The sequence below is a fragment of the Angustibacter aerolatus genome, from assembly GCF_054776675.1.
Map to the genome: position 1 here is coordinate 1 of NZ_BAAHBM010000005.1, position 24,376 is coordinate 24,376.

Sequence of the window (24,376 nt, forward strand, 5' to 3'; positions counted from 1 at the left end):
GCGCCAGCAGCACCGCGAGCGTGCGCTCGCGACGTCCGCGGGCGGTGCGCGTCGAGCCCACCGGCTCCGGTGCCGCCGTGCTCACGGGCGGCCGCGCACGGCGTGCAGGCCGTTGGCCGCGGCGACGGCGCGCAGCACCGCCATGGACTTGTTCACCGACTCGGTGTGCTCGGCCACGGGGTCGGAGTCGGCGACCACGCCGCCGCCGGCCTGCACGTAGGCGGTGCCGTCGCGCAGCACGGCGGTGCGGATCGCGATCGCCATGTCGAGGTCGCCGGCGAGGTCGAGGTAGCCGACGACGCCGCCGTAGAGGCCGCGGCGGGTGCGCTCCATGTCGTCGATGAGCTGCATGGCGCGCACCTTCGGGGCACCGGACAGCGTGCCGGCCGGGAAGGTGGCGACCAGCGCGTCGTACGCCGTGCGGTCGTCGCGCAGCCGGCCGACGACGGTCGAGACCAGGTGCATCACGTGGCTGTAGCGCTCGACCTGCATGAAGTCGAGCACCTCGACGGTGCCGGCGTCGCACACCCTGGCCAGGTCGTTGCGGGCCAGGTCGACGAGCATCAGGTGCTCCGAGCGCTCCTTGTCGTCGGCGAGCAGCGACTCGGCGTGCCCGGCGTCGAGCTCGGGCGTGGCGCCGCGCGGGCGGGTGCCGGCGATGGGGTGGGTGAGCACCTGGCGGCCGGTGACCTTGACCAGCGCCTCCGGGCTCGACCCGACGACGTCGTACTGCCGGCCGTCGACCGTGGGCAGCCGCAGCAGGTACATGTAGGGGCTGGGGTTCGAGGCGCGCAGCACCCGGTAGACGTCGAGCGCGTCGGCGGAGCAGTCGAGCTCGTACCGCTGCGAGGGCACCACCTGGAAGACGTCGCCGGCGCGCACCGACTCCTTGGCCCGCTCGACCATCGCGCCGTACTCGTGCTCGAAGAGCTGCGGGCGCACCTTCGGGTCCTCGTCGCCGGGCACCGCCACCGTGCTGACCGCCGGCTGCGCGAGCTCGGCGGTCATCCGGTCGAGCCGCCCGACGGCGTCCTGCCAGGCCTCGTCGACGCGCTCGTCGGTGTCGTCGTGGTTCACGGCGTTCGCGACGAGCAGCACCGAGCCGTCGGCGTGGTCGAGCACCGCGAGGTCGGTGGCCAGCATCATCGTGATCTCGGGCAGGCCGAGGTCGTCGTCGTTGCCGTCGGGCAGCTGCTCCCAGCGCCGCACGACGTCGTAGGTGAGCGCGCCCACCAGGCCCCCGGTGAGCGGCGGCAGGCCGGGCAGGGCCGGGGTGCGCAGCGCCGCCACGGTGTCGCGCAGCGCGGCGGTGGGGTCGCCCGAGGTGGGCAGGCCGACCGGCGGGGTGCCGATCCAGTGCGCCTCGCCCTCGTGCTCGGTGAGGGTGGCGATCGCCCGCGCGCCGACGATGGAGTACCGCGACCAGACGCCGCCGTGCTCCGCCGACTCGAGCAGGAACGTGCCCGGCGCGTCGTGGGCGAGCTTGCGGTACACCCCGAGCGGCGTCTCGGCGTCGGCGAGCAGGCGGCGCACCACGGGCACCACGCGCCGGTCGCGCGCCAGCTCGCGGAACGTCTCGCGGTCGGGCCAGGTGCGACCGAAGGTCAGGTCGGGCTGCTCGACGCTCACGGCCGCTCCCCCACCATGGTCTCGAGGGTGTCGACGGCGTCGACTGCGTCGACGGCGTCGACGGAGGCCAGGTCGGGGCCGACGACGGCGCCGAGGTCGCGGCCGTCGAAGCAGGTGCGGCTGCCGGTGTGGCACGCCGGCCCGACCTGGTCGACGCGCACCAGCAGGGCGTCGCCGTCGCAGTCGAGGGCCACCGAGCGCACCAGCTGCACGTGGCCGCTGGTGTCGCCCTTGCGCCACAGCTCCTGCCGGCTGCGGCTCCAGAAGGTGACCCGCCCGGTGCCGAGCGTGCGGGCCAGCGCCTCGTCGTCCATCCAGCCGACCATCAGCACCTCGCCGGTGTCGTGCTGCTGCACCACCGCGCACACCAGGCCGGCGTCGTCGCGCTTGAGGCGGGCCGCGAGGGCGGGGTCGAGCGCGGTGGGCTGGGGCACGGTCGTCACGGCCCCATCGTGCCCGACCCCGGCAGGCGGTGCCGGGGCCGGGTGACGTCGCTAGGTTGCCGGGCATGACGCTGCCCCCGGCGACGCCGGACACCAAGGACTGGACGTGGGTGCTGGAGCGCCCCTGCCCCGAGTGCGGCTTCGACGCCGCCGGCACGGCCCTCGCCCAGGTGCCGCAGGCGCTGCGCGAGAACGCGGCCGGGTGGGCGGGCGTGCTGACCGGTCCCGACGTCGCACGGCGCCCGGCACCGCGCACCTGGTCGCCGCTGGAGTACGCGTGCCACGTGCGCGACGTGCACCGGGTCTTCGGCGGCCGCTACGAGCAGATGCTGCGCGCGGACGACCCGCTGTTCGCCGACTGGGACCAGGACGCCGCGGCCGCCGCGGGCGACTACCCCGGGCAGCCGCCCGCCGACGTCGCCCGCGACCTGGTCGCGGGCGCCGAACAGGTCGCGGTGCGACTCGAGTCGCTGACGCCGGACGACGTCGAGCGGCCCGGACGCCGGTCGAACGGCTCGCGCTTCACCGTGACCTCGCTGGCGCGGTACCACCTGCACGACGTGGTGCACCACGCCTGGGACGTCGGCACCGGCTGAGCAGCTACATGCCCTGCTGCGCGACCCAGCTCTCGTGCAGCGTGGCGTACGGCCCCGGCACGGCGACGAGCTCGTCGTGCGGGCCGCGCTGCACGACCACCCCGGCGTCGACCACCAGCACCTCGTCGGCTGCTGCCGCGGTCGACAGGCGGTGCGCGATCGCGATGGACGTGCGGCCGCGGGTGAGGCCGTCGAGCGCGCGCTGGATGCGCACCTCGGTGGCCGGGTCGACCGCCGAGGTGGCCTCGTCGAGCACCAGCAGGTCGGGGTCGGCCAGGTAGGCGCGGGCCAGCGCCACCAGCTGCCGCTCACCGGCCGACAGCTGCTCGCCGCGCTGCCCCACGGCGGTGTCGAGGCCGTGCGGCAGCCCCTCGAGCCAGTCGGCCAGCCCCAGCTCGGTGTAGGCGAGCACCACGTCGTCGACGCTCGCCCCGGGCCGGGCGAACCGCGTGTTGTCGAGCAGCGAGGTGTCGAACAGGAAGCCGTCCTGCGGCACCATGACCACCCGGCGGCGCAGCGTCTCGAACGGCACCTGCCGCACGTCGACGCCGTCGATCAGCACGCGGCCGCTCGCCGGGTCCATCAGCCGGGTGAGCAGCTTGGCGAAGGTGGTCTTGCCCGAGCCGGTCTCGCCGACGATCGCGACCCGGCTGCGCGGCGCGATGCTCAGGTCGACGTCGTGCAGCACGGTCGGGCCGGCCGGGTAGGCGTACGACACGTGCTCGAAGGTGACGGTGATCGGCCCGCGCGGCAGCGGCGTGCCGGCCGCGCCCGGGTCGGCGACGTCGGCCGGCGTGTCGAGCACGGCGAGCACCCGACGCCACCCGGCGATCGCGTTCTGCATCTCGTTCAGCACCTCGGTGCCGACCTGCACCGGGCCGGTGAACAGCTGCACCAGGAACAGGAAGGCCAGCAGCTCGCCGAGCGTCACGTGCCCGTGCACACCCCGCCAGGTGCCGACCACCACGACGACCGCGCTCACCAGGCCGCTCACCAGGACGCCGAACGAGAAGGTGGTGGCCACCCGCACCTGCGCCGACACCGCGGCCTGGCGGTGCTGCATGACCGCGTGGTCGACGCGCTGGGCGGTGCGCCGCTCGACCGAGTACGCCCGGATGGTGGCCGCGCCCACGACCGACTCCGACACCGCGGCCAGCACCTCGCCGACCCGCTCGCGCACCAGTCCGTAGGCCTGCGACACCTTGCGCTGCATGGGTTTCGCCAGCAGGAACACCGGGAGGAAGCACAGCCACACCACACCGGTCAGCAGCGGCGAGTAGACCAGCATGAGCACGGTCGCGATGGTCAGCTGCAGCGTCGACAGCACGAGCAGCAGCCCGCCGTACTGCACGAAGTTCGAGATGGTGTCGACGTCGCTGGTCACCCGCGACACCAGCGAGCCGCGGCGCTCGGTGCTCTGCGTCAGCACCGACAGGTCGTGCACGTGCCGGAAGGCGCGCACCCGGAGCGTCGCCAGCCCGGCCTCGGTCGCCCGGAACAGCCGCACGTTCGCCAGGTAGGCGCAGACCGCGGTGAGGGCCACGACGACCGCCCCCCCGACCAGCAGCCGGCCGACCCGGGAGGCGTCGGGGCCGCCGTCCGCCAGCAGGCCGTGGTCGATGGTCTGCTGCACCGCGAACGGCACGACCACGCGGCCGGCCGTCGCGCCCGCCGCCAGCAGCAGCGTCCAGCCGATGCCGCGCCGCAGCTCGGGCGACAGCTGCACGCCGCGCCGCAGCGTCTGCACCGCACCGGGCGCGGCCGCCGCGCCGATCCGCCCGGCGTCCGCACCGAGCACCTCGTCGTCGGCCACGGCGCCGTCGGGCTCCTCGACCGGTGCGTCCGGCTGCGCCGTCACCGGGTCACCTGCTCGTCCGCGTCGACGGGATCGACTGGATCGGCGGCATCGGCGGGGCCGGCGGGGCCGGCGGGGCCGGCGGCCACTGCGTCGTCGGGCCCGGCGGCGTCCCGGAGCTCGTCGAGCCGAGCCGCCTCGCGGTCGGCCGCCTGCCGCTCGTAGGCGTCGACCAGGTCGCGGTAGGCCGCGTCGCGCGCACTCAGCTCGGCGTGCGTGCCGTGGTCGCGCACCCGCCCGTCGCGCAGGAAGACGACCTCGTCGGCCAGCGCGATCGTCGCCTTGCGGTAGGCGACGACGAGCACCGTGCTGCCGTCGGCACCGGCGCCGTCCGCACCCCGGCGCAGGCCCGCGAGGATCTGCTGCTCGACGGCGGTGTCGACCGAGCTGGTGGCCTCGTCGAGCACCAGCAGCGCCGAGGTCCACACCAGCGCCCGGGCCAGCGAGAGCCGCTGCCGCTGCCCGCCCGACAGCGAGGCGCCGCGCTCGCCGACGCGCGTGTCGAGCCCGCGCGGCAGGGCCGCGACGAACCCGTCGGCCCGGGCGAGCCGCAGCGCCGCCCACACCCGCCGGTCGTCGGGGTCCTCGAGCGCGTCGTCGCCGAGGGTCACGTTGCCGCGCACGGTGTCGTCGAAGAGGAAGGACTGCTGCGGCACCAGCGCCGCGGTCGCCGACACCCCGCCCTCGACGACCTCGCGCAGGTCGACGCCGTCGAGCAGCACGCGCCCGGCGTCGGGGTCGGCCAGCCGCACGAGCAGCGTGGTGAGGGTCGACTTGCCCGAGCCGGTGGCGCCGACGACGGCGACGGTGCGGCCGGGTGGCACCTCGAGGTCGACGCCGCGCAGCACCGGCACCTGCGTGCCGTCGGGTTCGACGTACGCGTACTCGACGCCGTCGAGGCGCAGCCCGGCCGCGCCGCCGGACGACAGCGTGCGGTCGCCGTGCCGCAGCCCGCCGCTCGCCGTCAGCACGGCCTGCAGCCGGTCCCAGCCGACGACGCTGCGCGGCAGCTCGCCCAGCACCCAGCCCAGCGCGCGCACCGGGAACGACAGCAGCGAGAACAGGTAGGCGACCTGCACGACGTCGGCGGTGTCGGTGCTCCCGCTCGCCGCGCGGTAGGTGCCGACGCCCAGCACCACGAGGGTGCCGAGGTTGGGCAGCGCCTCGATGACCGGGTCGAAGGTGCCGCGGGTGCGACCGACGGCCACGTTGGCGTCGCGGAGCCGGTGCGAGACCACGGCGAACCGGTCGGTCTCGGCCTGCTCGCGGCCCATCGACTTCACGACCAGCGCGCCGTCGAAGCTCTCGTGCGCGACGTCCGACACGTCCGCCCGCAGCGCCTGCGCCTGCGTCACCCGCGGCGACATCACGCGCTGGTAGAGCAGGTTGACGACGAAGACCGCCGGGAAGACGCAGAAGCCGACGACGGCGAGCACCGGGTCGGCCGACAGCATCGAGATCGCGGCCACGAGCAGCATCACCACGACGCCGATCGCCATCGGCGTGGGCGCGAACACCTGCCAGGTGGCCTCGACGTCGGCGTTCGCGTTCGACAGCAGCTGCCCGGTCGGGTGCTGGCCGTGCCAGGCGAGCGGCAGCCGCAGGTACTGTGCGGTGACCTGGCGGCGGTAGATCGCGCCGAGGTCGTAGACGGTGAACCCGGCGGCGACGCGGCGCACGACGACGCCGATCGTCAGCAGCACGGCGACCGCCGCCATCAGCCCGCCGCCGCGGGCCAGCTGCCCCGCGGTGACCGTGCCCGCGCGGAAGGCGGGCTCGACGACGTCGGCCGTGACCCGGCCCAGCGCCCAGGCCGTGCCGGCCGTCATCACGCCGTAGAGCGCGCTGCCGACGACCGCGAGCGCGAACGCCTTCGGTGACCGCCGGATGCCCTGACCCAGCACGTACAGCCCCCTGCGGACGGTGTACGGCTGGGTCTGCAGGGTCTGGCTGGGCACGAGCCAAGAGCCTCTCACGTGCCGCCGACAGCGCCTGGTGCGAGGCTCTGCGCATGAGCCGCTACGCCCAGTCCGAGCGCCAGGCCCTGAGCGACACCCTGCTCGCCGTCGGCCCCGACCAGCCGACCGAGTGCGAGGGCTGGCTGACGCGCGACCTGGCCACCCACCTCGTGGTGCGCGACCGCCGCCCCGACCTGCAGGCGGCGATGCTGGTGCCGCCGCTGCGCGAGCGCGCCGAGCGGGGGCAGGAGGCGCTGGCCGGCCGACCCTGGACCGACCTGGTGGAGGACGTGCGCAGCGGGCCGCCCGCGTGGAGCCCGCTGCGGCTGGGCCCGCTCGACGAGGCGATCAACACCGCGGAGTTCTTCGTGCACCACGAGGACGTGCGGCGCGCCCAGCCCGACTGGGCGCCGCGCGAGCTCGACCCGGACCTGGAGCGGGCGCTGTGGTCAGCGACGAAGGTGGTCGGCCGGCTGGCGCTGCGGACGGCACCGGTCGGCGTCGAGCTCGTCGCACCCGGCCTGCCCCGCATCGTCGCCCACCGCGGGCACCCGGTGGTGCGGGTGGAGGGCGCGGTGGCCGAGGTCGTGCTGTTCGCCTTCGGCCGCCGCCGGGTCGCGCGGGTCGAGCTCGACGGCGCCGGCGCGGCGGTCGAGCAGCTGCGCAGCTCGACCAGCGGCCGGTAGCCACCCGACCGGGTGGCGGCTGCCCGACCTGGCGGCTACCTGACCGGGTGACCGGCGTCGGCCAGCGCGCGCTTGACGTCGCGCACCGACAGGTCGCCGAAGTGGAAGACGCTGGCGGCGAGCACCGCGTCCGCTCCGGCGTCCGCCGCCTCGGCGAAGTGCCGCGCGCTGCCCGCTCCCCCGCTGGCGATCACCGGCACCGCGACCGCGGCCTTGACCGCGCCGACGAGCGGCAGGTCGAAGCCCGCGCGGGTGCCGTCGGCGTCCATCGCGTTGAGCAGGATCTCGCCGGCGCCGAGCTCGGCGACCCGCGCCGCCCACGCCACCGCGTCGAGCCCGGTGCCCCGACGGCCGCCGTGCGTGGTCACCTCGTAGCCGGAGTCGGTCTCGGTGCCGGGCGGGCAGCGGCGCACGTCGAGGCTGAGCACCAGCACCTGCGCCCCGAAGCGGTCGGCCACCTCGGCCACCAGCTCGGGCCGGGCGACGGCCGCGGTCGCCACGCCCACCTTGTCGGCCCCCGCGCGCAGCAGCCGGTCGACGTCGGCGACCGTGCGCACCCCGCCGCCGACCGTCAGCGGGATGAACACCTGCTCGGCGGTGCGCGAGACCACCTCGTACGTCGTCTCGCGGCTGTCGCTGGAGGCGGTGACGTCGAGGAACGTCAGCTCGTCGGCGCCCTCGGCGTCGTAGCGGCGGGCCAGCTCGACGGGGTCGCCCGCGTCGCGCAGCCCCTCGAAGCGCACGCCCTTCACGACGCGCCCGGCGTCGACGTCGAGGCAGGGGATGACGCGGACGGCGAGGCTCACCCGGCGAGCCTATCGACGGCGGCCGGCGGGTTCGGGCAGCGGCCGGGCACTGGGTGCGGGCTCCGGCCACCTGCCCGTCGCCCGGCCGACCCGCCAGCAGACCGCGACGGCGGAGACCCCGGCCAGCACCACGCCGCCGCCGGCGAACGCCCCGCGGGCCGACAGCAGCTGCAGCTGCCACAGGTGGTGGCTACCGGGCCCCGCGTCGCGCGCCGCGTCGAGCCCCTGCGCCAGTCCCACCACCGTGCCGAGCGCGAGCAGGCCGCCGGCGAGCGCCAGCACCGGCCCGGTGCGCAGGGCCGGGACGCCGGGCGGCAGCACCTCGTGGCGCGGCTCGGTGGTGCGCCACCAGCGCAGCGCCCACACCGCGAGCACGAGGAGCCCGACGGCGCTGAGGCCGTACTGCAGCCAGCCGGCCACCTCGAACGGCCCGACGCGGTGCGCGAGCAGCGGGATCCGCTCGACGAACGGCCCCTCGTGGGTGAACGCGTCGAGGGCCAGGTGGCTGGCGGAGCCGACCAGCCCGGCGAGGTACCAGCGCAGCGCCGTGCCCCCGGCCGACGCGCGGCCGAGCGGTGCGGGGTGCCAGCGGGCCGCGAGGCCGGGCGCCAGCCGCTGCACGAGGTCGCGCAGCCCGAGCGTCCACAGCAGCGCGGTGCCGACGGCGAGCGCCGCGTCGAGGGTGGGCACCGAGCTCCACGCGTGCGTCGTCGAGCGCAGGCTGCTGCCCAGGAACATCGGCAGGTCGGGCACCATCGCGCCGGTCACCAGGGGCGCTGCGGGCAGCACGAGCCGCGCCGGCAGCCAGCGGGCCGGCAGCACGACGGCGACGTGCGAGACGGTGAACGGCACCCGCCCAGTCTGGGTGCGGGCGGCGGTTCCCGACGTCCGCTGCGCCGGCCCCGCCCGCGACCCTCACCGACGTTTCACACGGGCCGCCCACCGCGCCTAGGGTCGAGGGGTGAGCCGGCCGTTCGTCATCGGGGTCGACGGGCCGAGCGGGTCGGGCAAGTCGGTGCTGGCCGACCGGCTGGCCGCCGCGCTCGGCGCCGCGGTGATCCGGCTGGACGACGTGTACCCGGGCTGGGGCGGGCTCGAGGCCTCGGTGCCGCGGGTGGTCGCGTGGGCGCTGGCCCCGCTGGCGGACGGGCGGCCGGCCAGGTGGCGGCGGTTCGACTGGGTCGCCGGCCGGTACGCCGAGTGGCACACCGCCCCGCGCCGCGACGTCGTGGTGCTCGAGGGCGTGGGGGCGGGCGCCCGGGCGTGCGCGACGCACCTCGACGTGCTCCTCTGGGTCGAGGCACCCGAGGCCGAGCGCTACGGGCGGGCGATGCGCCGCGACGGCGTCGGCTACCGTCCGCACTGGCGGCAGTGGGCCGCCGCCGAGCAGGTGCACCACCGACGGGAGGGCACGCGTGAGCGCGCGGACGTCGTCCTCCGCGGGTGACGGGCCCGACGAGCCGATCGACCGGCAGCTCACCGAGCGACTGCGCGCGCTGACCCGCCCGCCGTCGCTGCGCACGCGGGTCACGCGGCTGCGCCGGCTGCTGCCGCACGTGCTCCAGTGCGCCGTCGCCGCCGGCGTCGCCTGGGTGCTGGCCCGCACCGTGCTCGACCACCCGCAGCCGTTCTTCGCGCCGGTCGCGGCCATCGTCGGGCTCGGGCTGGGCTACGGGCAGCGGCTGCGCCGGGTCGCCGAGATCACCGTCGGCGTGGCCGTCGGCGTCTTCCTCGGCGACGTCAGCGTGCAGCTCGTCGGGTCCGGACCGTGGCAGATCGCCCTGGTCGTGGCGGTCGCCATGACGATCGCCGTGCTGCTCGACGCCGGGCCGCTCATGACCACGCAGGCCGGCGTGCAGTCGGCGATCATCCTGGCGCTGGCACCTCCCAGCGCGTCGTACGGCCTCGGGCGCTGGGAGGACGCCGTGTGCGGCGGCGTCACCGCGCTCGCGGTCGCGGGGCTCGAGCCCGGCACGCCGCTGCGCCGCCCGCGGGAGGCCGCCGGTCGGGCGCTCGACGAGCTCTCGGGCTGGTTGACCGACGCCGCCCGCGCCGTCCGCGAGGGCGACGTCGAGCTGGCGTACCGCACCCTGGCGCGGGCCCGGGAGAGCGACGCGCTCGTCGCCGCCGTCCGCGACACCGCGGCCGACGCGTTGAGCGTCGCGCAGTCGTCGCCGTTCCGCCGCAAGCACCGCGACGACGTGCAGGTCGTCGCGCAGCTCGCCGACCCGCTCGACCGCGGTGTGCGCAACGCCCGCGTGCTGCTGCGGCGGGTGACCGTCGTGGTGCGACGGCGGGAGCCGCTGCCCGACCGCACGCTCGGGCTGCTCGACGCGCTGGCCACCGCCACCGCGGGCATCGCCGACGACCTGCGCCAGCACCGCGGCCCGGACCCCGCCCGCGAGCGCCTGGTGCGGGTCGGTGCGGACTCGGCGCTGGTGGCCACCGGGCACGGGCTGTCGGCCGACGTCGTGCTCGCCCAGCTGCGCTCGATCGTCGTCGACCTGCTGGAGTGCACCGGCCTCGACTACGCCGGCGCCCAGTCGCTGGTCGGTCCCGGCCCCGACGTCGTGCCCGACCCCGAGGAGCCGGTCGATGACTGAGCCGCTGACCGCCACCGAGGCACCCGACGCCGGCACCCGCGCGCCCGCCCGGGCGGTGCTCGTGCTCGGGGTGGTCGCCGTCGCCCTCAACCTCCGGCTGGCGCTGACCGCCGTGCCGCCGCTCGTCGAGCGCATCGGCGCCGACCTCGACGTCTCGCGCGGCTGGACCGGCGCGCTCACGACCCTGCCGGTGCTCTGCATGGGGCTGTTCGCGCCGGTGGCGCAGCGCATCGCGCACCGCTGGGGACGCGAGGTCGCGATCTGGCTGGCCGTCGCGGCGCTGGCGGTGGGCAGCGGGCTGCGGCTCGGCGGCGAGCACCTGCCGCTGCTCTACCTCGGCACGCTGGTGGCCGGCTTCGGCGTCGCGGTCGGCGGCACGCTGCTGCCCGGCTTCGTGAAGTCGCGCTTCGCCGGCCGGGCCGGGGCGGCGACCGCCGTGGTGATGCTGTCGATGATGGGTGGGGCCGCCGCGGCCTCCGCCCTCGCGGTGCCGCTCGCCGACGCGCTCGGCTCGTGGCCCGCGTCCCTCTCGGTGTGGGCGGTGCCCGCGCTGGTCGCCGTCGCGGCGTGGGCGCCGGTGGTCCGCTCGTCGCGGCACGTGCCCGAGCCCGGACGCCGGGTGGCGCTGCCCTGGCGGCACGGCAGCGCGTGGCTGGTGGCGGGCTCGATGTGCCTGTCGTCGCTGCAGTTCTACAGCCTGCTGGCGTGGCTGCCCGCGTCGTACGAGGCGCGCGGCTGGAGCGCCGGCCGCGCCGGGCTGCTGCTGTCGGTGTGGAGCGCCACGCAGATCCTGTCCGGCGTCGCCGGACCCGCGCTCGCCGACCGCGTGCCCGACCGCCGGTGGGTGCTGGTGCCCTCGGTGGCGTGCGTGTTCGTCGGCATCCTCGGGCTGCTGCTCGCACCCGACCTGGCGCCGTGGGTGTGGGCCGGGGTCAGCGGGCTCGGCCTGGGGTCCGGCTTCGGCACCGGCCTCATCCTGATGGTCGACTACGCCGCCGACCCCGCCGCGAGCGCGCGCCTGTCGGCGATGGCCTTCCTGCTGTCGTACTCGACGGCCGCGGTCGGGCCGGTGCTGCTCGGCGTGCTGCGCGACGCGTCCGGTGGCTACACGGTGCCCTACGCCGTGCTCGCCGCACTGGCCGTGCCGTGGTTCGTCGTCGCCACCCGGCTGCACCCGCGGCGGCCGCAGACCCCCTGAGCCGTCAGGCCTGCCGCTCGCGGCCCGCCTGCACGAGGGCCGCCAGCCGGCCGGCCTCGCGACGTCCGTGCTCGCCGTCCGCCTTCTGCACGGCCATGACCGCCAGCTCGACGCCGTCGTCGAGGTCGAGCAGCACCCACGGGTCGCCGCCGCCGAAGCGCACCCGCTCGATCTGCGCCCACCGCACCGTCGTGGTCACCAGCACGTTGCGCACGACCAGCCCGGACGGCGACGGGTCGGCCCGCAGCGTGGCGAACCGCCACATCATCGCCACGAGCAGCAGCCCGAACCCCGCGAGCAGCGCCGAGTCGACGGCGCTCCAGTCGCCGGTGGCCGGCAGCACCAGCGCGAGGCCGCCGAACACCACGAGCGACGCGACGGCGATGCCGATCGCGACCGCCCGGCCGCGGCGCGGCCGAAGCACGGCGTACGGGTCGCCCACCCGGCCGGCGTCGGGGCTCACAGGCGGCAGGCGAGGATGTCGGTCACCAGGATGGCGCGGGCGCCCAGGTCGTAGAGCTCGTCCATGATCGCGTTCGTGCCGGCCCGCGGCACCATCGCGCGCACCGCGCACCAGCCGCGGTCGTGCAGCGGGCTGACCGTCGGCGACTCGAGACCCGGCGTCAGCTCGCAGGCCCGCTCCACGAGCTCGACCCGCACGTCGTAGTCGACCATCACGTACTGCCGGGCGACGAGCACGCCCTGCAGCCGGCGCTGCAGCACCTCGACGGCGGGGTCGCGCTCGCTGCCGGCCCGGCGCACCAGCACCGCCTCCGAGCGCAGGATCGGCTCGCCGAAGACCTCCAGCCCCGCGCCGCGCAGCGTGGTGCCGGTCTCGACGACGTCGGCGATGAGGTCGGCGACGCCCAGCCCCACCGACGTCTCGACCGCGCCGTCGAGCCGCACCACGTCGGCCGGGGTCACGCCGCGCTCGGCGAGGTGCGCGCGCACCAGCCCCGGGTACGAGGTCGCGACCCGGCGCCCGGCGATGGCGTCGACGTCGGTGACCGTGCCGGGCGGCGCGGCGTACCGGAAGGTCGAGGCGCCGAAGCCGAGCGACATGACCTCCTCGGCGTCGGCGCCGGAGTCGAGCAGCAGGTCGCGGCCGGTGACGCCGACGTCGAGCGTGCCGCCGCCCACGTACACCGCGATGTCGCGCGGGCGCAGGAAGAAGAACTCGACGTTGTTGGTCGGGTCGCTCAGCCGCAGCTCGCGGCTGCTGCTGCGCTGGCGGTAGCCGCTCTCGCGCAGGATGGCGGCGGCGGGCTCGGCGAGCGAGCCCTTGTTGGGGACGGCGATGCGCAGCACGGGTGCTCCTGGGGTGGGTCTACGAGGTGGGCGAGGGCGCGGGGCCACCGCTCACAGATGCGCGTAGACGTCGGCCAGGCTCAGCCCGCGGGCCAGCATGAGCACCTGCAGGTGGTAGAGCAGCTGGCTGATCTCCTCGGCCGTCCGCTCGTCGCTCTCGTGCTCGGCGGCCATCCAGACCTCGCCGGCCTCCTCGATGACCTTCTTGCCGATGGCGTGCACGCCGGCGTCGAGCTCGGCCACGGTGCGCGACCCCTCGGGCCGCTCGGTCGCCTTGACCGACAGCTCGGCGAACAGGTCGTCGAAGGTCTTCACGAGCGCCGAGCCTACCGGGGCGCTACGAGGTGGCCTGCGCCACCGGGTCGCCGAGGCCGAGCGCCGGCGCGGCGTCGCGGGCGACCCTGCGCCACACCACGAAGCCCCAGATCACGAACACGGCGTACACGGCGTACAGCACCGCCGACGGGTAGTACTGGAAGTGGATCAGCTCCGGCACGCCGACCAGGTCGACGGCGATCCAGCACAGCCAGAAGTCGACCCAGCCGCGGGCCATCGCGAAGGTGGCGAGCATCGAGCCGACGAAGATCCAGGAGTCGGCGACGTAGTACCACCACGGGGCCGGGAAGCCGGCGCCGATCTGCTGGAACAGCCAGTAGCAGAAGACGACCAGGAGGCCGGCCGTCACCAGGTAGGCCAGCCGCTCGCGACCGTTCGCCCAGCGCGGCCGCACCGCCGGCGCGTCTGCGGCCGCGCGCCTGCTGCGCCGCCAGACCACCCAGCCGTAGACGCTCGTGATGATGAAGAAGACCTGCCGGCCGGCCTGCCCGTAGAGCGGCGTGCCGCCCTGCTCGCTGCCCAGCGCGGTGCCCACGAAGACCGTGAACAGCAGCACGTTGCCGACGATGCCGACCGGCCACGCCCACACCCGGCGGCGCATGCCACCGACCGCGGACGCCAGTCCGAACAGGTTGCCGACGATCTCGCGGTACGTGATCTCGTGCCCGCTGATGGTCAGGTGCGCCTCGTAGAGCGTGCTCGCCCAGCTCATGGTCGTCGTGCCTCTCGCCTCGCCGTCGTTCCCGGTGCGCACGCCGGGGTGGCGGCACGGGAGGGGACGCCGACTCGCACCGCGGTGCACGTGGGTCCGCGGCGCGCACGACGGCCGCGACGGCACCGACGCACGACGGTCGGCGCACGCCGCGCGGCTCCTCCCATCCGGACTCTCACCGTCGGTCCTGGAGTTCCACCAGGTCAACCGACCGCTGGCTGCGGTCGGGTCGCGGACTGTCACCGCCGGTTCGGAATTGCACCGACCCCGGAGCACGCGTGTGCTTACGGGCCGAGCATAGATCCCCCGGCCGACGGCTGCGACACCCCCTCCGCGGCGTCTCGCCCCCCGGTCCCGCCGCGGTGCAGCGAGTCCGGCGCGTCAGTGCGCGTGCGTGGCGGCGAGCTCGCGCAGCCGGGCGATCTGGCCGGCGGCGTCGTCCGCGCCGTAGACGGCGGACCCGGCGACGAAGACGTCGGCACCGGCGTCCGCCGCGCGCTCGATGGTGTCGACCGACACCCCGCCGTCGACCTGCAGCCACACGTCGAGGCCGCGGTCGCGGATCGCCTGCCGGGTGCGGCGGATCTTCGGCAGCACCACGTCGAGGAAGGACTGGCCGCCGAAGCCGGGCTCGACGGTCATGACCAGCACCATGTCGACCTCGGGCAGCAGGTCTGCGTAGGGCTCGATCGGGGTCGCCGGCTTGAGCGCGAGCCCAGCGCGCGCTCCCTGGGCCCGCAGCTCGCGGGCGAGCCGCACCGGCGCGGCGGCCGCCTCGGCGTGGAACGTGACGCTGCGCGCTCCCGCCTCCGCGTACGCCGGAGCCCACCGGTCGGGGTCGTCGATCATCAGGTGCGCGTCGATCGGCACCGGCGTCACCCGGGCGAGCGCCTCGACGACGGGCAGGCCCAGCGTCAGGTTCGGCACGAAGTGCCCGTCCATGACGTCGACGTGCGCCCAGTCGGCGGTGGCGATCCGGCCGAGCTCCGCCTCGAGGTTCGCGAAGTCGGCGGACAGGATGCTCGGCGAGATCTGCACGCGCTCGAATCTAGGGCAGCGACGCCGGGCGCGGCCGCTCGGGGCGCGCCACCGCGGCCGGGTGCTGCAGCGCCTGGACCGCTCGTCGCCTAGCCGTCGGTGCGGCGCAGCAGCGCGAGGAACATGGCGTCGGTGCCGTGCCGGTGCGGCCACAGCTGCGCCGTCGGCCCGGGCCCGGTGCCGGGCACGGGTTCGCCGGTGGCGTCGCGGAGCAGCGGTCCGGCGTCGAGGAGCTCGAGGTCGCCGCGGCGGCGCACGACGTCGTCGACCACGAACCGGGTCTCGGCCACGTGCGGCGAGCAGGTGACGTAGGCGACCACGCCGCCGGGGCGCACGGCATCGACCGCGGAGCCGAGCAGCTCGCGCTGCAGCGGCCCGAGCTCGCCGACGTCGGCCGGACGCCGCCGCCAGCGCGCCTCGGGTCGCCGCCGCAGCGCGCCCAGGCCCGTGCAGGGCGCGTCGACCAGCACCCGGTCGTAGCGGGCGGGTTCGTCGGTGCCGATCGTGCGCCCGTCGACGTGCCGCACCTCGACCGCCGGTCCGAGCGTCTGCACGGCCCGGCGCACGAGGGCGGCTCGGTGCTCCGAGACCTCGCACGCGACCAGACGCGCACCGCGCCCGGCGGCCACCGCACCGAGCAGGGCCGACTTGCCGCCCGGCCCGGCGCACAGGTCGAGCCAGGTGGCGTCGGGGCCGTCGAGCGGGGCCGCGGCCAGCGCCAGCACGACGAGCTGGCTGCCCTCGTCCTGCACGCCGGCGCGTCCGTGCCGCACGGCGTTCAGCCCGCCGGGGTCACCGGACGGCAGCACCGCCGCCGTCGGCGACCACCGCCCGGGCTGCGCCCCGGCCTCGAGCAGCTCGCCCACGTCGCTCAGGCCGGGTCGGGCGACCAGCGTGACGAGCGGACGGTCGTTGTCGGCGTCGAGCAGCGCCCGCAGCTCGTCGTCGACGTCGCTCGCACCGCGCCCGGCGAGCGCCTCGCGCAGCGCCCGCACCACCCACAGCGGGTGGCTGCTGACCACGGCGAGGTGCTCGGCGAGCCCGTCGGCGACCGGTGGCGCGACCCGCGCCAGCCACCCGGCCTCGTCGTCGGCGCCGACCTTGCGCAGCACCGCGTTCGTGAGGCCCGCGGCCCCCGCCCCCACCGCGGAGCGGACCAGCGCCACGCTCTCCCCCACCGCCGCGTGCGCCGGCACGCGCATGCCGAGCAGCTGGTGGGTGCCCATGCGCAGCGCGTCGAGCACGGCGGGGTCGAGGTCGGCGAGCGGCCGGTCGACGCACGCCGCCAGCACCGCGTCCCAGCGACCGCGCAGCCGCAGCGTGCCGTAGACCAGCTCGGTGGCGAAGGCGGCGTCGCGCCCGCTGAGGCGCCGCTCGCGCAGGATCTCGGGCAGCACCAGGTTCGCGTAGGCGTCGCGCTCGTCGACCGCCCGCACCGCCTCGAACGCCGCCTGCCGCGCCGGGTCGGTGCGCCGGGCCCGCTCCGCCGGACGCTGCCGCGAGCGCTGCGGACGACCTGGTGCCCCGCCCGACCGTGCGCCGCCGGCACCGCCAGCACGAGGAGCGCCGGCACCAGTGCGCCCTGCCCCGACCCCACCACCACCCGCACGACCTGCGCCGCCTGCGCCGCCTGCGCCGCCTGCGCCACCTGCTCCACCTGCTCCACCGGCTCCACCGGCTCCACCGGACCCGCCAGCGTCGGAGGCCCCTCGACCGCCGGAGCCGCCGGCACCTCGGGGCCCGCCAGGTCCACCGGGTCCACCGGCGGGGCCGGCCCCGCGCGAGTCGCCGCCGCGCGAACCCTGGCCGCGCCCACCGGCGCCTCGGGCGTCGCGGCCGTCGCGCTCGCTCATGCGGGCACCGGCTCACCGAGCACGCGGCCGTCGAGGTCGCGCACGCCACGCGCCCAGTCGGCCGCGGCCACCGGCTTCCTGCCTGGGCCCTGCACCGTGCCGAGCCGCACCGGCCGGGTCGCCGTGCCCACCAGCACGTCGCGCCGTCCGACCCGCACGCAGCCCGCGGCCAGCGCCTCCGCGTCCGCGGCCTCGACCGGCTGCACCGGACCGAGCTTCAGGCGGTCGGTGCCGAGCGTCGTCCAGGCACCTGGGGCAGGGGTGCACGCCCGCACCCGGCGGTCGATCTGCTCGGCGGTCGCCGTCCAGTCGACGTGGCCGTCGGCGACCTCGAGCTTCGGGGCCAGGCTGACCCCCTCGGCCGGCTGGGGCCGCGCCTGCAGCGAGCCGTCCGCGATGCCGTCGAGGGTGGTGACGAGCAGGCCCGCACCGCCGCCGGCGAGCCGGGCCAGCAGGGTGCCGCTGGTGTCGTCGGGCCGCACCGCCTCGGTCATCACGCCGTAGACCGGCCCGGTGTCGAGCCCGCGCTCGAGCCGGAAGGTCGACGCGCCGGTCACCGGGTCGCCCGCCAGCAGCGCGTGCTGCACGGGGGCGGCACCGCGCCACGCGGGCAGCAGGGAGAAGTGCAGGTTCACCCAGCCGTGCGCCGGGACGTCGAGCGCCGGCTGCGGCACCAGCCCGCCGTACGCGACGACCGGGCAGCACTCGGGCGCCAGCTCGGTGAGCCGCTCGAGGAACCCGGGGTCGCGCGGCGTCGGCGGCCGCAGCACCTCGATGCCCGCCTCGAGCGCGACCTCGGCCACGGGCGACGGCAGCAGCCGGCGGCCGCGCCCGGCCGGTGCGTCGGGACGGGTCAGCACCGCGACGACCTCGTGGGCGGAGTCGAGCAGCGCCCGGAGGGACGGCACGGCGACGTCAGGCGTCCCGGCGAACAGCAGGCGCACGTGGCTCCGATCGGTGAGGGGTGGGGGCTCGAGTCTAGGAGGGGGCGTCACCGCCCCGGCACGGTCACACGAGGTCGAGGGGGTCGCGCTGCACCCGCACGCTGCCCGCCGCCTTGCGGGCGCTGCGCACCGCGACGCCGCCGCGCACGGCGCGCACGAGCTGCGCCGCGTGCCCTTCGTCGGTGCGCAGCAGCACCCGCACGGCCGGTTCGTCGTCGGCCGGCGGACCGGGTCTCCCCCGGCCCGGACCGCTCGCGCCGGACGCCGGGAGCGGCACCGGGCCGAGCGCCTCGCCCGCGCCGTCGAGCGGCTCGAGCGGGGTGACCGAGCGCAGCGACCGCACCGCCTCGGGGTCACCGGTGAGCGTCAGCACGGTGGCCGCCGGGGGGAAGCCCAGCTCGCGGCGCAGGGCCAGCTCGCGCGCGGCGTGCCAGCCCGGGTCCCAGCGCACCAGAGCCTCGACGGGTGGCAGCCCGGCCGGCGCGACCAGCACCACCTGACCGCCGGCACCCGAGCCGCGCACCAGCGCCGCAGCGCCCAGCCAGCGGCGCAGCGCCTCCTCGCCGGCACGCAGGTCGGCCCGATCGAGCAGCGCCCAGGCGTCGAGCAGCAGCGCCGCGGCGTACCCGCCCTCGGCGACGGGCTCGGCACCCGGTGTGCTGACCACGAGCGCCGGGGCACCCGGGACGTGGCCGAGCACGCTGCCGCCGCCCGACGTGCGCACGGGGACCCCGGGGAAGGCGCGGCCCAGCTCCTCGGCGGTGCGCCTGGCACCGACGACGAGGGCCCGCAGCGCGCGGTCGCCGCACTCGGGGCAGCTGCGGTCGACGGCCGCGCGCCCGCACCAGCGGCACACGGGGGCGCCGCCGGCGTCGGGCAGGGCGAGCGGTCCGTGGCAGGCCGGGCACCGCGCCGGGGTGCGGCAGGTGCGGCAGGCGACCGCCGGCACGTAGCCGCGACGCGGCACCTGCACCAGCACCGGCCCGACCTCGAGCGCCTGCTTCGCCGTGCGCCACGCGAGCGACGGCAGCCGGGCGCTGGCCGCTGCGGGGTCTCGCTCGGGCTCCGGTCCCTCGCCGGTCAGCTGCACCCGCGGGGCCGCCGACCGCAGCGCCGAACGCGGCGCCTCGACCGGCTGGGCCCATCCCTGGTCGAGCAGCTGCTGCACCTCGGCCGTGCGCGCGAAGCCGCCGAGCAGCGCGGCGGCGCCCGACGCCTCGGCGCGCAGCACCAGCAGCTCGCGCACGTGCGGGTAGGGCGCGCGCGGCTCGGCGTGCAGGTCGTCGCCGTCGTCCCAGCACGCCACCAGCCCGAGATCGTGCACCGGCGCGAGCGCGGCTGCGCGGGTGCCGACGACGACCCGCACCTGACCCCGGGCCACCCGCAGCCAGGCGGCGTACCGGGCCCGCGGGCCGAGGTCGGCGGTGAGCGCGACCCAGCTGCCGGCCGGGGCCAGCCCCTCCAGCGCCTGCTCGACCCGGTCGACGTCCCGCCGGTCGGGTAGCACCATCAGGGCACCGCGCCCGGACGCGGCGGCGGTCAGCGCGGCGGTGGCGAACGCCGCCGGCCAGTCACCTGCCGGCTCGTCGGCGCTCGGCGTCGCCGTCCAGGCCGCGCGCGGCGCCTGGCCCCCGGCCAGCCGGTCGAGGAAGGCCGGCCCGGCCGGGTACCGCGCCCACGCACCGGGCCCCGGCCGCGACGGCACCTCGGCCGGCGGGTCGTCGGCGTGCTGCGCCTCGGCCTGCGCGTGCCGCGGCGGCACCGCCTGGCGCACGACGTCGGGCAGCGACGCGGCCCAGCGGTCGGCCACCGCGCGGCACAGCGCGAGCAGCCCGGGCCCCAGCACCGGCTCGGGCGAGACCACGCGGCGCAGCGGGGCCAACCGTCCGACGTGCTCGGCCTCAGCGCGGCGCGCGACGACGAAGCCGTCGAGGTCCTGGCCGCCGAACCGCACCCGCACGCGCGCTCCGGGCACGGCGGCGTCCGACATCGGCTCGGGCACGAGGTACTCGAAGGGGCGGTCGAGGTGCGGCAGCCCGACGTCGACCACCACCTCGGCGACGGGGTCGACCGCCGCCGGACCGGGCACGGGCTTCGGCAACCGCGGTCTGGCGGCTGCCCGCACCTGGGCAGGCACCAGCGCGAGCTGCTCGTCGCCTGCCGCCTCGGTCACGCGTCATTCCTACCCGACGCCACCGTCAGGTGCCGCCGCCCGGGTCGCGCCTGTGGACGACGGGCCGCCCGGGTGCCGCCGCAGCGGTTCCACCAGGGTCGCGCGGCCGCGGCGCTGTCCGGGTGGCGCTCCCTGTGGCAGCGGCACCGTTCCCTGGGCGTGCACACCCCTCGAACGGTGCGCGAGCCGACTTCACGTGGCCCGCTGCAGCAGCGGGCACGGCGCCAGGGGCGGGGCCGCGGCGTGCTGCCGCACGCCGTCCGGGTGGCGCTCCCTGTGGCAGCGGCACCGTTCCCTGGGCGTGCACACCCCTCGAACGGTGCGCGGGCCGACTTCACGTGGCGCGCTTCAGAGGACTCCGGCGGAACCGGCACCAGGGGCGGGTGCCGGCTCCGGGCGAGCGGGTCAGGCGCCGACGGCTGCCTTGAGCGCGTCGACGCGGTCGGTGCGCTCCCAGGTGAAGCCGTCGGCGTCGGTGCGGCCGAAGTGACCGTAGGCCGCGGTGCGGGCGTAGATCGGACGCAGCAGGTCGAGGTCGCGGATGATCGCGGCGGGGCGCAGGTCGAACACCTCGCGGATGGCGTCGGAGATGCGGGCGGCGTCGACGGTCTCGGTGCCGAACGTCTCGACGTACAGGCCGACCGGGTGCGCCTTGCCGATGGCGTAGGCGACCTGCGCCTCGCAGCGGGTGGCGAGGCCGGCGGCGACGACGTTCTTGGCCACCCAGCGCATCGCGTACGCGGCAGAGCGGTCGACCTTCGAGGGGTCCTTGCCGCTGAAGGCGCCGCCGCCGTGGCGGGCCATGCCGCCGTAGGTGTCGACGATGATCTTGCGGCCGGTGAGGCCGGCGTCGCCCATCGGGCCGCCGATCTCGAAGCGGCCGGTGGGGTTCACCAGCAGGCGCAGGTCGGAGGTGTCGAGCTCGAGGTCGAGCTCGGCGAGCACCGGCTTCACGACGTGGGTCTCGATGTCGGGGGCGAGCATGCCCTCGAGGGAGATGTTCGCCGCGTGCTGCGTGGAGAGCACGACGGTGTCGAGGCGCACGGCGCGGTCGCCGTCGTAGCCGATGGTCACCTGGGTCTTGCCGTCGGGGCGCAGGTACGGCAGCGCGCCGTCGCGACGGGCCGAGGTGAGGCGCTCGGCGAGGCGGTGGGCGAGGAAGATCGGCAGCGGCATGAGCTGCGGCGTCTCGTCGCTGGCGTAGCCGAACATCAGGCCCTGGTCGCCGGCGCCCTGCAGGTCGAGCTGGTCGTGCGTCTCGCCGGTGCGCTGCTCGTAGGCCTCGTCGACGCCCTGGGCGATGTCGGCGGACTGGGCGCCGATCGACACCTCGACGCCGCACGACTCGCCGTCGAAGCCCTTGGTGGAGGAGTCGTAGCCGATCCGCAGCACGGTGTCGCGCACGATCCGCGGGATGTCGACCCAGCCGCTGGTGGTGACCTCGCCGGCGACGTGCACGAGCCCCGTGGTCACCATCGTCTCGACGGCCACCCGGCTGCGGGGGTCCTGCTCGAGCATGGCGTCGAGGATGGAGTCGCTGATCTGGTCGCAGATCTTGTCGGGGTGACCCTCGGTGACGGACTCGGACGTGAACAGGCGAAGCGACGACACGTGACTCCTCGGTGCAGCGGCTGCTGGCTCGGCTCTGGCGGGGATGCTACCCAAGCGGGTGCGGACGGTCTGCACCGGACGCGGGGGTGTCGCGAGGGATGAGACGGGGCACGACGGCGTCCCACACCGCGTCGGCGAGCGCCGCCTTCGACCCCAGCGGCACCGGGTGCTCGCCACCGTCGCGGTCGAGCAGCGTGGCCGCGTTGGTGTCGGCGCCGAAGGTGCGGTCGACGCCCACCTCGTTCACGACGAGGAGGTCGCAGCCCTTGCGGGTCAGCTTGGCGCGGCCGTGGTGCAGCACGTCGCCGTCGGCGTCACCGGTCTCGGCGGCGAAGCCGACGACCACCTGGCCGGGCACCCCTCGGTGCGCGGCGAGCTCGGCGAGGACGTCGGGGTTGCGCACCAGCTCGACGGTCGGCGCGCTCGAGTCGCCGGGGTCGCCGGACTTCTTGATCTTGTGCTCGGCCACGGCGGCGGGGCGGAAGTCGGCGACCGCGGCGGCCATCACGACGACGTCGGCGTCGGCGGCCGCTTCGACCATCGCCGTCCGCAGCTGCTCGGCCGTCTCGACCCGGAGCACCCGCACGCCGGCGGGGTCGGGCAAGGACGCCGAGCTGACCAGCCGGACGTCGGCACCGCGGGCGGCAGCGGTGGCGGCCAGCGCGTACCCCTGCTTGCCGGACGAGCGGTTGCCCAGGTAGCGCACCGGGTCGAGCGGCTCGCGGGTGCCGCCCGCGCTGACGACGACGCGGACGCCGGCCAGGTCGGGAGCCGCTCCCCCGCGCCGCAGCACGGCGGTCGCCGCGGCGAACACCGCCTCGGGCTCGGGCAGCCGGCCGGGACCGGTGTCGGCGCCGGTGAGGCGACCGCTGGCCGGCTCGAGCACGACGACGCCGCGCGAGCGCAGCGTCGCGACGTTGGCCTGGGTCGCCGGGTGCAGCCACATCTCGGTGTGCATCGCCGGGGCCATCACGACGGGGCAGGTCACCGTCAGCAGCGTGCTGGTGAGCAGGTCGTCCGCGCGGCCGTGCGCGGCCCGGGCGAGCAGGTCGGCCGTGGCGGGTGCGACGACGACGAGGTCGGCCTCGCGGCCGATCCGCACGTGCGGCACCTCGTGGACGTCGTCCCACACCTCGGTGTGCACCGGGTGGCCGGACAGCGCCGCCCACGTGGGGGCGCCGACGAACTGCAGCGCCGAGCCGGTCGGGACGACGCGCACGTCGTGGCCGCTCTCGGTGAGCAGCCGCAGCAGCGAGGCGACCTTGTACGCCGCGATGCCGCCCCCCACGCCGAGGACGACGCGGGGGGCCGAGCCGGTCAGGTCAGACCTCGGTGGGCTCGGAGGTCAGCAGGCCCTCGTTGATCTCGCGCAGGGCGATGCTGAGCGGCTTCTCGTGCACGTGGGTCTCGACCAGCGGGCCGACGTACTCCAGCAGGCCCTCGCCGAGCTGGGAGTAGTACGCGTTGATCTGACGGGCGCGCTTGGCGCCGTAGATGACCAGGGCGTACTTGGAGTCGGCGATCTTGAGCAGGTCGTCGATCGGGGGGTTGGTGATGCCCTCGGGGGCGGGGGTCGTGCCAGGCACGGGCAGTCTCGATTCACTCGACGTGCGTTCGGATCCGTCGTCCAGTGTGACAGACGGTGCCGACAGCCACCGAATCCGCCGAGCGGGTCAGACCTCGATGCCCATCTGCCGCACCAGCTCGCCCGCGGCGCGCTCCACGTCGTCGTTCACGATGGTCACGTCGAACTCGGGCTCGGCGGCCAGCTCGTCGCGGGCCGTGCTCAGCCGGCGCTCGCGCTCCTCTGGCGTCTCGGTGCCCCGGCCCACCAGGCGGCGCACCAGCTCGTCCCACGACGGGGGCGCGAGGAAGACGAACCGCGCATCGGGCATCGAGGCGCGCACCTGCCGGGCACCCTGCAGGTCGATCTCGAGCAGCGCCGGCCGGCCGGCCGCCAGCGCCTCCTCGACCGGGCGCCGCGGGGTGCCGTACCGGGCGCGCCGGTGCACGACCGCCCACTCGAGCAGCTCGCCGGCGGCGACCATCTCGTCGAAGCGGTCGTCGTCGACGAACAGGTAGTGCACGCCGTCGGTCTCGCCCGGGCGCGGCGGTCGGGTGGTGGCCGACACCGACAGCCAGATCTGCGGGAACCGGGCGCGGACCGTCGCCGAGACGGTGCCCTTGCCGACGGCGGTGGGCCCGGCCAGCACGGTGAGGCGGTGCTGCTGCTGCGGATCGCTCACGAGGCCGGCGCGAACCGCTCGACGAGGGCCGCGACCTGCTTGGCGCCGAGCCCGCGCACCCGCCGGCCCTCGCTGATCCCCAGCTCGTCCATCAGCTGCCGGGCGCGCACCTTGCCGACGCCGGGCATCGCCTCGAGCAGCGCGGAGACCCGCATCTTGCCGATGACGTCGTTCGACTGGCCCTCGTGCACGACGTCGGCCAGCGACCCCTGGCTGTTCTTCAGCCGGTTCTTCACCTCGGCGCGCTCGCGGCGGGCGGCCTTGGCCTTCTCGAGCGCCAGCGCGCGCTGGTCGGCGGTCAGGGGCGGCAGGGCCACGTGCGTCACCTCGGGTTCGGGTGGTGCTCATCGTCTGGTCGGGTGTGGGCGCACTCGGCGTCGC

The 24,376-nt window shown here is 76.4% G+C and carries 24 protein-coding genes and 1 riboswitch; of the genes, 5 read left to right on the forward strand and 19 right to left on the reverse strand.

Going from position 1 to position 24,376, the window contains the following annotated elements:
* Window positions 1–81 precede the first annotated feature (81 nt).
* Together ACYVI6_RS02200 and hisI are read right to left on the reverse strand one after the other, a co-directional pair.
* On the reverse strand, window positions 82–1,629 hold the full coding sequence (locus ACYVI6_RS02200) for an anthranilate synthase component I (protein WP_460444803.1): 1,548 nt from the start codon (window positions 1,627–1,629) through the stop codon (window positions 82–84).
* Entirely contained in the window at window positions 1,626–2,072 is a 447-nt protein-coding gene (gene hisI, locus ACYVI6_RS02205; protein ID WP_460444804.1) for a phosphoribosyl-AMP cyclohydrolase, read from the reverse strand. Before hisI ends, ACYVI6_RS02200 begins: the two co-directional genes overlap by 4 nt.
* A 65-nt stretch (window positions 2,073–2,137) precedes the next feature.
* Between hisI and ACYVI6_RS02210 the strand changes: the two genes are divergently transcribed.
* Entirely contained in the window at window positions 2,138–2,668 is a 531-nt protein-coding gene (locus ACYVI6_RS02210; protein ID WP_284287121.1) for a DinB family protein, read from the forward strand.
* A 4-nt stretch (window positions 2,669–2,672) separates the two neighbouring features.
* Here ACYVI6_RS02210 and ACYVI6_RS02215 read toward each other — a convergent pair whose 3' ends face one another.
* Together ACYVI6_RS02215 and ACYVI6_RS02220 are read right to left on the reverse strand one after the other, a co-directional pair.
* A complete protein-coding gene (locus ACYVI6_RS02215) occupies window positions 2,673–4,466 on the reverse strand; it encodes an ABC transporter ATP-binding protein (RefSeq protein WP_460444868.1) in 1,794 nt (597 codons plus the stop codon).
* 56 nt (window positions 4,467–4,522) lie between these two features.
* Entirely contained in the window at window positions 4,523–6,481 is a 1,959-nt protein-coding gene (locus tag ACYVI6_RS02220; RefSeq protein ID WP_460444805.1) for an ABC transporter ATP-binding protein, read from the reverse strand.
* A 53-nt stretch (window positions 6,482–6,534) separates the two neighbouring features.
* Between ACYVI6_RS02220 and ACYVI6_RS02225 the strand changes: the two genes are divergently transcribed.
* Window positions 6,535–7,167, forward strand: a complete 633-nt coding sequence (locus tag ACYVI6_RS02225; protein ID WP_460444806.1) for a TIGR03085 family metal-binding protein — start codon at window positions 6,535–6,537, stop codon at window positions 7,165–7,167.
* 35 nt (window positions 7,168–7,202) lie between these two features.
* Here ACYVI6_RS02225 and hisF read toward each other — a convergent pair whose 3' ends face one another.
* On the reverse strand, window positions 7,203–7,973 hold the full coding sequence (gene hisF / locus ACYVI6_RS02230) for an imidazole glycerol phosphate synthase subunit HisF (RefSeq protein WP_460444807.1): 771 nt from the start codon (window positions 7,971–7,973) through the stop codon (window positions 7,203–7,205).
* A gap of 9 nt (window positions 7,974–7,982) precedes the next feature.
* Window positions 7,983–8,825 (reverse strand): DUF4184 family protein, encoded by an 843-nt coding sequence (locus tag ACYVI6_RS02235; RefSeq protein ID WP_460444808.1) that lies wholly within the window; start codon window positions 8,823–8,825, stop codon window positions 7,983–7,985.
* Between the two features lie 109 nt (window positions 8,826–8,934).
* Between ACYVI6_RS02235 and ACYVI6_RS02240 the strand changes: the two genes are divergently transcribed.
* The 3 genes from ACYVI6_RS02240 to ACYVI6_RS02250 are packed head-to-tail and all read left to right on the forward strand — an operon-like array spanning window position 8,935 to window position 11,774.
* Window positions 8,935–9,420: a uridine kinase family protein gene (locus tag ACYVI6_RS02240; RefSeq protein WP_284287130.1), complete on the forward strand. Its 486-nt coding sequence runs from the start codon at window positions 8,935–8,937 to the stop codon at window positions 9,418–9,420.
* Window positions 9,389–10,576, forward strand: coding sequence for an FUSC family protein (locus ACYVI6_RS02245; RefSeq protein WP_460444809.1), 1,188 nt, complete (start codon window positions 9,389–9,391; stop codon window positions 10,574–10,576). Before ACYVI6_RS02240 ends, ACYVI6_RS02245 begins: the two co-directional genes overlap by 32 nt.
* The gene (locus tag ACYVI6_RS02250; RefSeq protein ID WP_460444810.1) at window positions 10,569–11,774 is read left to right on the forward strand and encodes an MFS transporter; all 1,206 of its coding nucleotides are present in this window, start codon (window positions 10,569–10,571) and stop codon (window positions 11,772–11,774) included. Before ACYVI6_RS02245 ends, ACYVI6_RS02250 begins: the two co-directional genes overlap by 8 nt.
* Window positions 11,775–11,778: 4 nt before the next feature.
* Here the strand turns inward: ACYVI6_RS02250 and ACYVI6_RS02255 are convergent, their stop codons facing one another.
* The 13 genes from ACYVI6_RS02255 to mihF form a co-directional block, all read right to left on the reverse strand.
* On the reverse strand, window positions 11,779–12,237 hold the full coding sequence (locus tag ACYVI6_RS02255) for a PH domain-containing protein (RefSeq protein WP_460444811.1): 459 nt from the start codon (window positions 12,235–12,237) through the stop codon (window positions 11,779–11,781).
* A complete protein-coding gene (hisG, locus tag ACYVI6_RS02260; protein WP_460444812.1) occupies window positions 12,234–13,082 on the reverse strand; it encodes an ATP phosphoribosyltransferase in 849 nt (282 codons plus the stop codon). Before hisG ends, ACYVI6_RS02255 begins: the two co-directional genes overlap by 4 nt.
* Window positions 13,083–13,133: 51 nt before the next feature.
* Window positions 13,134–13,397: a phosphoribosyl-ATP diphosphatase gene (locus ACYVI6_RS02265; protein ID WP_460444813.1), complete on the reverse strand. Its 264-nt coding sequence runs from the start codon at window positions 13,395–13,397 to the stop codon at window positions 13,134–13,136.
* A 22-nt stretch (window positions 13,398–13,419) separates the two neighbouring features.
* A complete protein-coding gene (locus ACYVI6_RS02270; protein WP_460444814.1) occupies window positions 13,420–14,130 on the reverse strand; it encodes a nicotinamide mononucleotide transporter family protein in 711 nt (236 codons plus the stop codon).
* Between the two features lie 151 nt (window positions 14,131–14,281).
* Window positions 14,282–14,410: riboswitch (FMN riboswitch) on the reverse strand.
* 101 nt (window positions 14,411–14,511) lie between these two features.
* Complete coding sequence (rpe, locus tag ACYVI6_RS02275; protein ID WP_460444815.1) at window positions 14,512–15,168, reverse strand: ribulose-phosphate 3-epimerase; 657 nt, start codon at window positions 15,166–15,168, stop codon at window positions 14,512–14,514.
* An 89-nt stretch (window positions 15,169–15,257) separates the two neighbouring features.
* A complete protein-coding gene (locus tag ACYVI6_RS02280) occupies window positions 15,258–16,604 on the reverse strand; it encodes an RsmB/NOP family class I SAM-dependent RNA methyltransferase (RefSeq protein ID WP_460444816.1) in 1,347 nt (448 codons plus the stop codon).
* A gap of 413 nt (window positions 16,605–17,017) precedes the next feature.
* The gene (gene fmt, locus ACYVI6_RS02285; protein WP_460444817.1) at window positions 17,018–17,965 is read right to left on the reverse strand and encodes a methionyl-tRNA formyltransferase; all 948 of its coding nucleotides are present in this window, start codon (window positions 17,963–17,965) and stop codon (window positions 17,018–17,020) included.
* 64 nt (window positions 17,966–18,029) lie between these two features.
* Window positions 18,030–20,054 carry a primosomal protein N' gene (locus ACYVI6_RS02290; protein ID WP_460444869.1) on the reverse strand — a complete coding sequence of 675 codons (2,025 nt, stop codon included), beginning with the start codon at window positions 20,052–20,054 and terminating at the stop codon, window positions 18,030–18,032.
* A 489-nt stretch (window positions 20,055–20,543) separates the two neighbouring features.
* Window positions 20,544–21,749 (reverse strand): methionine adenosyltransferase, encoded by a 1,206-nt coding sequence (gene metK, locus ACYVI6_RS02295; RefSeq protein ID WP_460444818.1) that lies wholly within the window; start codon window positions 21,747–21,749, stop codon window positions 20,544–20,546.
* A 46-nt stretch (window positions 21,750–21,795) separates the two neighbouring features.
* Complete coding sequence (gene coaBC, locus ACYVI6_RS02300; protein WP_460444870.1) at window positions 21,796–23,070, reverse strand: bifunctional phosphopantothenoylcysteine decarboxylase/phosphopantothenate--cysteine ligase CoaBC; 1,275 nt, start codon at window positions 23,068–23,070, stop codon at window positions 21,796–21,798.
* Window position 23,071: 1 nt separating this feature from the next.
* Window positions 23,072–23,335 (reverse strand): DNA-directed RNA polymerase subunit omega, encoded by a 264-nt coding sequence (rpoZ, locus tag ACYVI6_RS02305; RefSeq protein WP_460444819.1) that lies wholly within the window; start codon window positions 23,333–23,335, stop codon window positions 23,072–23,074.
* Between the two features lie 87 nt (window positions 23,336–23,422).
* Complete coding sequence (gene gmk, locus ACYVI6_RS02310; protein WP_460444820.1) at window positions 23,423–23,995, reverse strand: guanylate kinase; 573 nt, start codon at window positions 23,993–23,995, stop codon at window positions 23,423–23,425.
* Entirely contained in the window at window positions 23,992–24,312 is a 321-nt protein-coding gene (mihF, locus tag ACYVI6_RS02315; RefSeq protein ID WP_460444821.1) for an integration host factor, actinobacterial type, read from the reverse strand. Before mihF ends, gmk begins: the two co-directional genes overlap by 4 nt.
* Window positions 24,313–24,376: the final 64 nt, after the last annotated feature.